This window comes from Actinotalea fermentans (genome assembly GCF_007991475.1).
Taxonomy (GTDB): domain Bacteria; phylum Actinomycetota; class Actinomycetes; order Actinomycetales; family Cellulomonadaceae; genus Actinotalea; species Actinotalea fermentans.
This window is the reverse complement of record NZ_BJYK01000001.1, coordinates 570188-581591: the sequence shown is the minus strand read 5'-3', so window position 1 is coordinate 581591 and position 11404 is coordinate 570188. Positions and strand designations below refer to the sequence as shown.

The 11404-nt window shown below is 75.0% G+C and carries 9 protein-coding genes and 4 tRNA genes; 4 read left to right on the top strand and 9 right to left on the bottom strand.

The window, feature by feature from the left end; genetic code table 11:
- Complete coding sequence (gene thrS / locus AFE02nite_RS02730) at positions 1-2007, bottom strand: threonine--tRNA ligase (RefSeq protein ID WP_034244347.1); 2007 nt, start codon at positions 2005-2007, stop codon at positions 1-3.
- Between the two features lie 180 nt (positions 2008-2187).
- Positions 2188-2259, bottom strand: a tRNA-Val gene (locus tag AFE02nite_RS02725).
- Between the two features lie 125 nt (positions 2260-2384).
- Between AFE02nite_RS02725 and AFE02nite_RS02720 the strand changes: the two genes are divergently transcribed.
- Complete coding sequence (locus AFE02nite_RS02720) at positions 2385-2813, top strand: SsgA family sporulation/cell division regulator (RefSeq protein WP_052113507.1); 429 nt, start codon at positions 2385-2387, stop codon at positions 2811-2813.
- A 16-nt stretch (positions 2814-2829) separates the two neighbouring features.
- Here the strand turns inward: AFE02nite_RS02720 and AFE02nite_RS02715 are convergent, their stop codons facing one another.
- Together AFE02nite_RS02715 and AFE02nite_RS02710 are read right to left on the bottom strand one after the other, a co-directional pair.
- The gene (locus AFE02nite_RS02715; protein ID WP_034244346.1) at positions 2830-3690 is read right to left on the bottom strand and encodes an aminotransferase class IV; all 861 of its coding nucleotides are present in this window, start codon (positions 3688-3690) and stop codon (positions 2830-2832) included.
- Positions 3690-4823 carry a chorismate-binding protein gene (locus AFE02nite_RS02710; protein WP_052113506.1) on the bottom strand — a complete coding sequence of 378 codons (1134 nt, stop codon included), beginning with the start codon at positions 4821-4823 and terminating at the stop codon, positions 3690-3692. Before AFE02nite_RS02710 ends, AFE02nite_RS02715 begins: the two co-directional genes overlap by 1 nt.
- Positions 4824-4985: 162 nt before the next feature.
- On the opposite strand from AFE02nite_RS02710, the gene AFE02nite_RS02705 reads away from it, so the two are divergent.
- From AFE02nite_RS02705 to AFE02nite_RS02695, 3 genes are all read left to right on the top strand, one after another.
- A tRNA-Gly gene (locus AFE02nite_RS02705) sits at positions 4986-5058 on the top strand.
- A 48-nt stretch (positions 5059-5106) separates the two neighbouring features.
- Positions 5107-5180: transfer RNA gene (locus AFE02nite_RS02700), tRNA-Cys, on the top strand.
- Positions 5181-5188: 8 nt separating this feature from the next.
- Positions 5189-5263, top strand: a tRNA-Val gene (locus AFE02nite_RS02695).
- 62 nt (positions 5264-5325) lie between these two features.
- Here AFE02nite_RS02695 and AFE02nite_RS02690 read toward each other — a convergent pair.
- Genes AFE02nite_RS02690 through nirB form a run of 5 tightly spaced genes read right to left on the bottom strand, consistent with a single transcriptional unit; the run spans position 5326 to position 11344 of the window.
- The gene (locus AFE02nite_RS02690; protein ID WP_146819030.1) at positions 5326-6048 is read right to left on the bottom strand and encodes a sirohydrochlorin chelatase; all 723 of its coding nucleotides are present in this window, start codon (positions 6046-6048) and stop codon (positions 5326-5328) included.
- On the bottom strand, positions 6041-7189 hold the full coding sequence (locus tag AFE02nite_RS02685) for a uroporphyrinogen-III synthase (RefSeq protein ID WP_146819028.1): 1149 nt from the start codon (positions 7187-7189) through the stop codon (positions 6041-6043). The genes AFE02nite_RS02690 and AFE02nite_RS02685 overlap by 8 nt, the downstream gene beginning before the upstream one ends.
- The gene (cobA, locus tag AFE02nite_RS02680; protein ID WP_034248416.1) at positions 7186-8415 is read right to left on the bottom strand and encodes a uroporphyrinogen-III C-methyltransferase; all 1230 of its coding nucleotides are present in this window, start codon (positions 8413-8415) and stop codon (positions 7186-7188) included. Before cobA ends, AFE02nite_RS02685 begins: the two co-directional genes overlap by 4 nt.
- Entirely contained in the window at positions 8412-8795 is a 384-nt protein-coding gene (gene nirD / locus AFE02nite_RS02675; RefSeq protein ID WP_261765394.1) for a nitrite reductase small subunit NirD, read from the bottom strand. The genes cobA and nirD overlap by 4 nt, the downstream gene beginning before the upstream one ends.
- On the bottom strand, positions 8792-11344 hold the full coding sequence (nirB, locus tag AFE02nite_RS02670) for a nitrite reductase large subunit NirB (RefSeq protein WP_052113987.1): 2553 nt from the start codon (positions 11342-11344) through the stop codon (positions 8792-8794). The genes nirD and nirB overlap by 4 nt, the downstream gene beginning before the upstream one ends.
- Between the last annotated feature and the right edge of the window lie 60 nt (positions 11345-11404).

Here is an 11404-nt window from a genome sequence, read left to right as displayed (position 1 = left end):
TCACACCTGCGCCCGGTCCCGGACCGCCTCGACGACGCGCGCGATCGCCTCGGCGACCGGCACCCCGTTGTCCTGGCGCCCGTCGCGGTAGCGGAACGAGACCGCTCCGGCCGCCGCGTCCTCGCCACCGGCGATGAGCACGAACGGCACCTTCTGCGTGGCGGCGTTGCGGATCTTCTTGCCGAACCGGTCGTCGGACAGGTCGAGCTCGGCCCGGATGCCCTGCGCGCGCAGCTGCGCGACGACGTCGGCCAGGTAGTCGTTGAACGGCTCGGCGACCGGGACGGCCAGCACCTGGACCGGCGCGAGCCACGCGGGGAACGCGCCGGCGTAGTGCTCGACGAGGATCGCGAAGAACCGCTCGATGGACCCGAAGAGGGCGCGGTGGATCATCACCGGCCGCTGACGCGTGCCGTCGGCCGCCGTGTACTCGAGCTCGAACCGCTCGGGCAGGAAGAAGTCGAGCTGGATCGTGGACAGCTGCCACGTCCGCCCGATGGCGTCCTTCGCCTGGACCGAGATCTTGGGGCCGTAGAACGCGGCGCCGCCCGGGTCGTCCACGAGGTCCAGCCCGGACGCCGTGGCGACCTCCCGGAGCACCTCGGTGGCCTCGGCCCACGTGGCGTCGTCCCCGATGAACTTGTCGGGGTTCTTCGTGGAGAGCTCGAGGTAGAAGTCGCTCAGGCCGTAGTCGCTCAGCAGGTCGAGGACGAACTGCAGCAGCTGGGCGAGCTCGCCGCGCATCTGCTCGCGGGTGCAGTAGATGTGCGCGTCGTCCTGCGTGAAGCCCCGGGCGCGCGTCATGCCGTGCACGACGCCCGACTTCTCGTAGCGGTAGACGGTGCCGAACTCGAAGAGCCGCAGCGGCAGCTCGCGGTAGGAGCGCCCGCGCGAGGCGAAGACGAGGTTGTGCATCGGGCAGTTCATCGGCTTGAGGTAGTAGTCCTGGCCCTGCCTGCGCACGTTGCCGTCCGCGTCGCGCTCCTCGTCCAGCTGCATCGGCGGGTACATGCCGTCGGCGTACCAGTCGAGGTGACCGGAGATCTCGAAGAGCTTGGACTTGGTGATGTGCGGGCTGTTCACGAACGAGTACCCGGCCTCGACGTGCCGCTTGCGCGAGTAGCCCTCCATCTCCATCCGGACGATGCCGCCCTTGGGGTGGAAGACCGCCAGGCCCGAGCCGATCTCGTCCGGGAACGAGAACAGGTCGAGCTCGTTGCCGAGCCGGCGGTGGTCGCGACGCTCGGCCTCGGCGAGCCTGTCGAGGTACGCGGTGAGCTCGTCCTTGGTCGGCCACGCCGTGCCGTAGACGCGCTGCAGCTGCGGGTTCTTCTCCGAGCCGCGCCAGTAGGCGGCCGCCGAGCGCATCAGGCGGAAGCCGTTGCCGATGAGCCGCGTGCTCGGCAGGTGCGGGCCGCGGCACAGGTCCTGCCAGACGACCTGCTCCGACTCGCGACCGGCACCGCGCACGTTCTGGTAGATGCTCAGCCCGCCGAGGCCGACCTCGACCGAGGCGCCGTCGTCGCCGGCTCCGGGCGTGCCCTTCATGCCGATGAGCTCGAGCTTGTAGGGCTCGGCGGCCAGCGCCTCGCGGGCCTCGTCCTCGGTCACGTCCCAGCGCCGGAAGGTCTGCCCCTCCTTGACGATGCGCCCCATCACCTTCTCGAGGGCCTTGAGGTCCTCCGGCGTGAACGGGGTCTCGACGTCGAAGTCGTAGTAGAAGCCGTCGGTGATCGGCGGGCCGATGCCGAGCCGCGCGGAGGGGTTGACCTCCTGGACCGCCTGCGCGAGGACGTGGGCGGTCGAGTGGCGCAGCACCGCGAGGCCGTCCGGCGAGTCGATCGTCACGCCCTCGACGACGGCGCCGTCGGCTAGCGGTGCGGCGAGGTCGCGCAGCTCGCCGTCCACCCGCACGACGACGACGTCGCGCCGGCCCTCGTAGAGGTCAGCACCTGTGGTCCCGTCGTCCACGGTCCGCTGGTCACCGTCGACGGTCAGGCTGATCATGGGCACAGGAAAGCCTCTCGTGAGTCGCTCGTGGGTTCGGTGGTCGGCCTCCTGATGCTAGCGAGGCGGGAGCACACAGACGATGAGGACTCCGGGCGGGTGAACTTTGCGAGAGACACGCTCGCGGGCGTACCAGGGCCGAAAGTCCGCCCGTTTGGCGTACACCCTGGCGACCAGGGGTGGGCGATACTGGGTTCGAACCAGTGACCTCCTCGGTGTGAACGAGGCGCTCTACCACTGAGCCAATCGCCCGTGCGGCGAGCCAGGCTCGCCGCGACGTGGATGATGCTAGCGAATCCACAAGGGTCCAGGCGAACCTGGTGCGACTCGGGGCCGGGCTGCGAGGATTCAGCGACGAGTGGCGGAGAGGGTGAGCGATGGCGGGTCCAGTACCGGACGTGCGCGAGGTGGTCGCCATGCACCTCGTCCTCTCAGACGCCAGCGTGCTGCCCGTCAAGGCCGAGCTGTCGTTCGAGTGTGCGGACCCCTACACGGTCCGCATCGAGTTCACCGGCACCCACTCCGCGTGCACGTGGCTGGTCGGGCGCGAGCTCATCGCGCAGGGCGTTCTGGCCGACCCGAGCTCCCCCGCCGGCACCGGCGACGTCCGCATCTGGCGCGACGAGGACCCGGCCTACCTCCTGCTGGCGCTCAGCGGCGTCGAGGGTGACGCCCTCCTCGCGGGCCCGGCCGAGCCGTTCGCCCGTTTCGTCTCCGCGACCACGGCACTGGTCCCCTTCGGCTCCGAGTCGAGCCGCATGGAGGACGAGATCTCCCGCCTGATCGTCAGCCTGCTCGACGCCTGAGGCACCAGCCGACCCGTCAGGGGTCGACGTCCTGCGGCTCCCGCGCGGCGTACAGGGCCCGGAGCTCGGCGACGAGCGGCCCGGTCGTCACGGCCGCGCCGTCGAGCGCGACGACCGGCGCCACCGTCCGCACGGATCCGGTGAGCCCGAGCTGCGCGCGGCCGGCCGCGACGTCGTCGAGGACGGTGTAGGGCAGCTCCCCGGGCAGCGCCTCACGCACCGGGAGGCCCGCCTGGGCGCCCCACTCGAGCACGAGCTCGCGCGTGATGCCGCCCAGGCAACCGCTGCTGAGCGGCGGCGTGAGGACCTCGCCGTCCCGCTCGACGAACACGTTGGTCCCCGTGCCCTCGCACAGCTCGCCGACGGTGTTCGCCAGGAGCGCCTCGTCGGCGCCCTGGGACTGGGCGTGGGCCAGCGCCACGGCGTTCTCCACGTACGACGTCGTCTTCAGGCCTGCGACGGCGGAGCGCTCGTTGCGCACCCAGGGCACGCGCACCACGCGGACGACGTCGGGCGGGTTCGCGGGGCCGGCGAGGACGATCACCGTGGGCTCGCCGGGGATGCGGCCGGACCCGAGGGGCCCGAGGCCCGCGGTCACCGTGATCCGCAGGCGACCGAGGCCGGTGCCGGCGGCCAGGACCTGCGCGACGGCGTCGCGCAGCAGCGCCTCGTCCGGTGCGGGCAGCCCGATGCCCAGGGCGGAGTGCTGCAGCCGGCGCAGGTGCCGGGTCAGGGCGAACGCCCGTCCCTGGACCACTCCGCACGTCTCGAAGACGCCGTCGCCGACGGTCAGGCCGTGGTCCAGCGCGCTGAGCACCGGCTCCGCCGGGTCCCGCAGCCGCCCGTTCACCCACGCGACCGTGCCCTCGATGCCCATCAGTCCCTCCAGCCCTCCGCGTCCACGGGTCCGCCGCCAGCCTCGCACGTCTGCGCCGTGCCGCCCGCGAGCGCCACGAGGCGCGCGGCCTTGAGCTCGGTCTCGGCCCACTCGAGGTCGGGGTCGGAGTCGGCGGTGATGCCCGCGCCCGTGCCGAAGCGGAGCCGGCCACCGTCCTGGGGCACCCACCAGAACGAGCGGATGGCGACCGCGAGCTCGGCGCGGCCGGCGGCACCGTCCACCCAGCCGAAGGCTCCGCAGTACGGACCGCGCGGCACCGGCTCGAGCTCGGCGATCACGTCCAGGGCGGCGAGCTTCGGGGCCCCGGAGACCGACGCCGGCGGGTAGGCCGCGGCGAGCAGGTCCGGCCACCCGGCGTCGGGCAGCAGCGCGCCGACGACGGTGCTGACCAGGTGCACGAGACCGGGGTGGTGCTCGACGGCGAGCAGCGCCGTCACCTCGACGCTGGCGGGCGCGCAGACCCGCTGCAGGTCGTTGCGCACCATGTCGGTGATCATCACGTTCTCGGCGGCGTCCTTGGCCGTGAGCCCGGATGCGGTCGCCGCCGTGCCCTTGATCGGACCGGACGCGACACGCCCGTCCGCCACCGACAGGAAGCGCTCGGGGGACGCGCTCACCAGCCAGACCGGCGGGAGCGCGCCGCCCCGGGGCACGTGGATCCCGCCGGCGAATGGCGCCGGGTTGCCGGCCGCGAGGCAGGCACCCAGGGCCGCTGCGTCGGGTTCCCCCTCGGGCCCGCCCGCCAGGTCGGCCTCGAGGACGCGGCAGAGGTTGACCTGGTAGACGTCCCCGGCCCGGATCCGCTCGTGCACGGCGCGGACCCCAGCCCGGTAGGCCTCGCCCGACATCGACGAGCGCCACGGTCCGGCCGGGCCGCGCCAGTCGGCGGGGTCGGCGTCCACGAGCGCATCGCCGGGCGCGCGCTCGACGTCCGCGAAACGCCACGCCCGCCCGCGCCCGGCGAACTCGAGGACCACCACCCAGAAGTCGGCGGCGAGCCGATGGGCGTCGTCGGGCAGCGTGATGCACTCCAAAGGGCGCTCCGCACGCAGGCCGGCGAACCAGGCGCGCCCCTCCCCCGCGGGCGACCGACGGACGGCTGGCGTGCGCATCCGCACACGGTAGCGGCGAGCCGCGGGGCGCTCGGGAGCCGACGACGGGGGGCGATCCGAGCACGTTCCGGGCCGCCGCAGCGTTCGAGTTGGACTCTCGTCGTGAGGGTCGGTTATTGTTCGGGACGCGCACGGAACGGGCTTCGGCCCAGGAAGTGCCGCGCGGACGTAGCGCAGTTGGTAGCGCATCACCTTGCCAAGGTGAGGGTCGCGGGTTCGAGTCCCGTCGTCCGCTCGGAGGCGAGACGACCCGTAGGCTGGCGCCACGGTGGATCAGCCGAACGGTGGAGTGGCCGAGAGGCGAGGCAGCGGCCTGCAAAGCCGTACACACGGGTTCGAATCCCGTCTCCACCTCCACAACCCACGGGCGATTGGCGCAGCGGTAGCGCGCTTCCTCGACACGGAAGAGGTCACTGGTTCGATCCCAGTATCGCCCACCAGCACGACACGAAGGCCGCCCGGTCCCCGGGCGGCCTTCGTCGTTCTCGCAGGTCAGCGGTACCTAGCCCCCCGCGGTTTCCGCGCCCCCACCCCCGCGCAGGGCCGCGGCGGCCGCGTCGTACCGGTCCAGCGCGACGTCCAGGACCCGGACGTCCGGGGCGAGCGGAGCCGTCACCACATCGGCCCCGGACTCGCGCAGGCGGTCGTGGAACCAGCCTGGAGCGAGCAGGTAGGTCGCCACGACGACGCGCGGTGCACCGGCCTCCCGGAGCCGGGCGACGGCGTCGGGCACCCGGGGACGCGCCGCCGAACCGTAGGCGGCGACGACGGTCCCGCCCGGCCGGGCGCGGCGCAGGGCCGCTGCCATGACCTCGACGTCCGCGACCGCGCGCGCGTCGCTGGACCCGGCGGCCGCGAGCACGACGGCGTCGGTGGGCTCGGCCCCGGCGTCGCGCAGCCGGTCCACGAGGCACCCCACCAGGCGGACGTCCGGACCCAGCGCGCCACCGGCGACCGCAGGCCGCCCGGCGACCGCCGCCGCGATGTCGACGTGCACGTGGTACCCCGCCGACAGGAGCAGCGGCACGACGACCGCCGCCCGCCCTGCGTCCGTCACCTGCGCGACCACCTCGCCCACCGCCGGCGCCTGGACGTCGACGAAGGCCGGACGGACGTCGAGGCCCGGCCGACTGCCGCGCAGCCCGTCGACGATCCCCGCGACCACGGCCCGCCCAGCCGGGTCGTCGGTGCCGTGGGAGCACGCGACCAGGACCGGCTCAGCCACGCCCGTCCCCGGACGCCCGCAGGGCGAGGAGGTCGTCCGCGACCCCCAGCCGGTAGCCGCGCTTGACCACCGTCCGGACCAGGTCGCGGCTACCCGCGGCCTCGCGCAGCCGCGCGATCGCGACCTCCGCGGCGTGCGGGTCGGTCGACGCCCCGGGGAGCGCAGCGAGCACGGCTCGTCGCGGGACGACGGCGCCCCCCGCGGCCACGAGCAGGCGCAGCACCTCCAGGCCCGACGGCGAGAGCGGCAGGACGCGACCGTCGAGGACCGCAGCGCCGCGGCGGACCTGCAGCGAGCCGGCGAGCGTCGGGACCGGTGGCAGGCCGCCGACGTGACCGACCAGCGCGCGGACGAGCGAGCCCAGGCGGCCCCGGTCGGGCACCAACGGCTCGATCCCCCGCGCCACGAGCGGGCGCGCCGTGACCGGGCCGACCGCCGCCGCCACCGTGCCCTCGCGGAACCGGCGCACGAGGGCGCCGGACACGCCCTCGTCGTCGCCCGCGGCCAGCCACGCCGACGCACCCGGCGCCGACGTGAAGACGACGGCGTCGACGTCCCCGGCCGCGGTCGCCCGGACCGAGGCGGCCACGGCGGCCGGGTCCGGGGCGGCTCCCCAGCGGTAGACGACGAGGCCCTGCACGTGTGCACCAGCCGCGGCGAACGCCTCGTCGAGCCCGTCCGCGCCGGCACCGTGGTGCTGCACGGCGATCCGCAGCCCCGCGACGCCGTCGTCCAGCAGGGCCTGGGCGATCTCCGCCGAGCTCTCCGACTCCGCGACCCAGTCGGCCTGGAGCCCGACGGCCTGGATCGCACCGCGCGCCTTCGGGCCGCGCGCCACGAGCCGCACCCGCGCCAGGGTCGCCAGGAGCTGGTCGGCGAGGCCGGCGGCGTCGGCGGCCTCGACCCAGCCCCGGAAGCCGATGCCCGTGGTGACCACGACGACGTCCGGCGGGGTCGTCGCGATCTCTTCCGTGGCCCGCAGCAGGGCGGCGTCCTCGGCGTGCGGGACGATGCTCATCGCCGGCGCGTGCCGCACGGTCGCCCCGCGCCGCTCGAGCGCCGCACCGAGCTCCGCGGACCGCCGGTCGGCCGTGACCACGACGACGCAGCCCGCGAGGGTGGGCACGAGCGCCTCGGTCACCGCTCCCCCGCCTCGGCCGCCCCCGGCGGCGGGTCGAGGAGCCCGGGTGCGGCGACGTCGCCGAGCACCACGACCGCCGGTGCCCGGACGCCCACCGTGCTCGCAACCGCCACGATCCCGTCGAGCCGCGCACGCGTCACACGCTGCGTCGCCGTAGTGGCCCGCTCGACGATCGCCACCGGGAGGTCCGGATCGGCGCCGTCGCGCAGCGCGTGCGCCACCAGCCGGGGCAGGGACTCCACACCCATGAGGACGACGACGGTGGCCGTGCGGTCCCGCAGGGCCGTGGCAGCGGCGGCGTCCAGGCCGTCGTGGCCGTTCACCACGTGCAGCGCCGCCGTCGTGCCGCGGTGCGTCAGCGGGATCCCGGCGGCGGCCGGAGCGGCGAGGGCGCTGCTCACGCCCGGGACCACCTCGACGTCGACGCCCGCGGCGCGGCACGCGCTCACCTCCTCGCCCCCGCGGCCGTAGACGAAGGGGTCCCCGCCCTTGAGCCGGACGACGACCTGCCCGCGTGCCGCGCGCTCCACGAGGATCTGGTTGATCTCCTCCTGGGGCACGGGGTGGTGACCGGGCGCCTTCCCGACGGGCACCACCTCGACCCCGGGCGCGAGCTCGCCGAGCACGGCCGCGGGACCGAGCCGGTCGGTCACCACGACGTCGGCCTCGGCGAGCGCCCGCCTGCCCCGCAGGGTCAGCAGGTCGGGGTCGCCCGGACCGCCGCCCACGAGCACCACCCGTCCGCGCCCGGGCCGCTGCCGGCGCAGGTCGACACGCCCCTCCCGCAGGACCGCCGCCAGCGCCGTCGAGACGGCGCGCGTCCGACCGGGGTCGGGTGCACCTTCCGAGACGACGCCGAGGCGGACGTCGCCCACGACGGCGCTCGCGGGCGTCCGCGCCGTCCCGACCTCGACCGCCGAGGCGACGACGCACCACAGGTGGCGGTCCGCCGACCACCGGGCGAGCGCCGCGTCCACCGCCCGGTCGCCGGTCGCCGCGTGCACGAGCCAGACGTCGTCCAGGTCGTCCTCCCGAACCCGTCGGGCGCACCACTCGACGCCTCCGGCGGCGGCCAGCTCGGCCAGGTCCTCGCACAGCTGGGGCGCGACCACGCGCAGGTCCGCGCCGTCCCCGAGGAGGGCGGCCGCGCGTCGGGCCGCCACGGGCCCTCCGCCGGCGAGCAGCACGCGCCGTGCGCGCAGGTCCAGCCCGAGGAGCGTCGTCATGGCCGTCGCACCTCGACCACCCCGCAGGTCACCCGGACCGGCCACACGCGCAGGGCCTGCGGTTCGCGACCCATCGCCTCGAGACACTCCCCGGTACGCAGGTCGAACACCTGCTTGTGCATGGGCGAGGTGAGGGTCAGGGCGGCGCCCCGGCTCCCGACGATCCCGCGGGACATCACGTGCGCGCCGCTGAACGGGTCGCGCTGGTCGACGGCGTGCACGTCGTCGTCCACCGTCCGCACGAGCGCCACCTGCTCGCCCGCGACGAGCGCGGCCGCGCCGCGCTCCGGTGCGAGGTCCGCCAGCCGGCACACCGGGATCCAGGGCGTGTTCGGCCCGGTGCCCGCGCGGGCGGTGCTCACGTCGGTGCCGGCCCTCACGAGCGGACCTCCAGCCGGGCGCCCGCGACGAGGGCCAGCTCGGGGCGGGCACCGGCGCGCTCGTCGGGGCGGGCGGGCCGACGCTGGCCGCGCTCGAGCACGTAGGCGAGCGAGGGGTCCGGCGTCGTCGGCGCGTTGACGAACGACGCGAAGCGGCGGAGCTTGTCCGGATCCTCGAGCGTGGCGCGCCACTCGTCCCGGTAGGCGCTCACGTGCTCGGCCATGGCGGCGTCGAGCTCGGCGGCGATGCCGAGCCTGTCGTCGAGCACGACGGCGCGCACCCCGTCCAGGCCGCCGTCCACCTCGTCGATCCAGGGAGCCGTGCGCTGCAGGCGATCGGCGGTGCGCACGTAGTACATGAGGAAGCGGTCGATCGTGCGGATCAGCGTCGCGGTGTCGAGGTCCTCCGCGAGCAGCCGCGCGTGCCGTGGCGTGAAGCCGCCGTTGCCCCCGACGTAGACGTTCCACCCCTTCTCGGTGGCGATGACGCCCACGTCCTTCGCGCGGGCCTCGGCGCACTCGCGCGCGCAGCCGGAGACGCCGAGCTTGAGCTTGTGGGGCGAGCGCAGGCCGCGGTACCGCAGCTCGAGCTCGACAGCCAGCCCGACCGCGTCCTGGACGCCGAAGCGGCACCAGGTCGAGCCCACGCAGGACTTCACGGTGCGCACGGCCTTGCCGTAGGCGTGCCCGGACTCGAACCCCGCGTCGACCAGGCGGCGCCAGATGTCGGGCAGCTGCTCGAGCCGGGCGCCGAACAGATCGATCCGCTGGCCACCCGTGATCTTCGTGTAGAGCCCGAAGTCGCGCGCGACCTCGCCGACCGCGATGAGCCCCTCGGGCGTCACCTCACCGCCCGGCATGCGCGGCACCACCGAGTACGAGCCGTCCTTCTGCAGGTTCGCCATCACGTGGTCATTGGTGTCCTGCAGCGCGGCGTTCTCTCCGTCGAGAACGTGCTCGTGGTGCAGGGTGGCCAGGACCGAGGCGACGACGGGTTTGCAGATGTCGCAGCCCCGCCCGGTGCCGTGCCGGGCCACGATCTCGCTGAAGGTCCGCAGCCCGCTCACGCGGACGACGTCGAAGAGCTGGCGCCGCGACATCGCGAAGTGCTCGCACAGCGCGCTGCTGACGGCCACGCCCACCTTCGCGAGCTCGGTGCCGACCAGCTTCTTCACCAGCGGCAGGCACGAGCCGCAGGTGGTCCCGGCGCGGGTGCACGCCTTGACGGCGGCGACGTCGGTGCAGCCCTCCTGGGTGACCGCGGCGCGCACCCGGCCCGCCGTGACGTTGTTGCACGAGCAGACGGCCGCGTCGTCGGGCAGGTCGCCGCCGGGCCGCGCCCCCTCGGGCAACCCCGGCAGGACGTAGGCGGCGGGGTCGCCGGCCAGCTGCGTGCCGACGAGCGGACGCAGGGTCGCGTAGGCGGAGGCGTCGCCCACCAGGACGCCGCCGAGGAGGGTGCGGGCGTCGTCGGAGAGCACGAGCTTGGCGTAGGCGCCACGCACCGGGTCGGAGTACACGACCTCGAGGGCCCCGGGCGCGGCGGGGGCGGCATCGCCGAAGCTGGCGACGTCCACCCCGGAGAGCTTGAGCTTGGTGGCGGTGTCGGCGCCCGGGAAGACCGCCGACCCGCCGAGCAGGCGGTCCGCGACCACCTCGGCCATCGCGTAGCCGGGCGCGACCAGACCGATGCAGGCGCCGTCCAGGCACGCCACCTCCCCCACGGCCCACACGCGCGGGTCCGCGGTGCGGCACGAGGAGTCGACGACCACGCCGCCCCGCGGCCCGGTCTCGAGCCCGGCGGCCCGGGCGAGCTCGTCCCTGGGCGCGATGCCGGCGGCCACGACGACGACGTCGACGTCGAGCCGCCCCCCGTCGGCGAGGTCGAGCCTGCCCACGCGCTCGCCGCGGCCGGCCCGGCCGGGGCGCACCTGCGCGGTGACGGCGTTCACGCGCACGGCGACGCCGCGGGCCTGGATGAGGCGTCGCAGCAGCGCACCGCCCCCGAGGTCCACCTGGGCGGACATCAGGTGGGTGCCCATCTGGAGCACCGTGGTGCGCACGTCGAGTGCCTGGAGCGCCCCGGCCGCCTCGAGGCCGAGCAGCCCGCCGCCGATGACGGCACCGCGCACCTGCCGGCCCTGGTCCTTGAGCTGCTCGACCCACCCGCGCAGCGCCGCGACGTCGTCGACGGTGCGGTAGACGAAGACACCCGGCCGGTCGATCCCGTCGATCGGCGGCACGAACGGCGCGGAGCCCGTCGCGAGGACAAGCGCGTCGTACTCCCACGTCCGCCCGTCCCGGCCGGTCACGGTGCGCGCCGCGCGGTCGACGGCGACGACGGGCGCCCCGCGCACCAGCTCGACGAGCGGGTGCTCCCACAGCGCCCGGTCACCCAGGGCGAGGGACTCCGGGTCGCGCCCGGAGAAGTACGAGGTGAGCGCGACGCGGTCGTAGGGTGCGCGCGGCTCCTCGGCGAGGACCGTCACGCGCCACCGGCCGCCGGTGTCCCGGTCCCGCAGGGCCTCCACGAGCCGGTGGGCGACCATGCCGCCGCCCACGACGACGAGATGACGTGGCGTCGTGGCCGCCTGGGTGCTCGTGGTCTC

Excerpts from the sequence above, each read along its gene's own strand:
- thrS (WP_034244347.1), bottom strand. The coding sequence starts at position 2,007 with ATGATCAGCCTGACCGTCGACGGTGACCAGCGGACCGTGGACGACGGG.
- AFE02nite_RS02720 (WP_052113507.1), top strand. The coding sequence starts at position 2,385 with ATGGCGGGTCCAGTACCGGACGTGCGCGAGGTGGTCGCCATGCACCTC.
- AFE02nite_RS02715 (WP_034244346.1), bottom strand. The coding sequence starts at position 3,690 with ATGGGCATCGAGGGCACGGTCGCGTGGGTGAACGGGCGGCTGCGGGAC.
- AFE02nite_RS02710 (WP_052113506.1), bottom strand. The coding sequence starts at position 4,823 with ATGCGCACGCCAGCCGTCCGTCGGTCGCCCGCGGGGGAGGGGCGCGCC.
- cobA (WP_034248416.1), bottom strand. The coding sequence starts at position 8,415 with ATGACGACGCTCCTCGGGCTGGACCTGCGCGCACGGCGCGTGCTGCTC.
- nirB (WP_052113987.1), bottom strand. The coding sequence starts at position 11,344 with ATGGTCGCCCACCGGCTCGTGGAGGCCCTGCGGGACCGGGACACCGGC.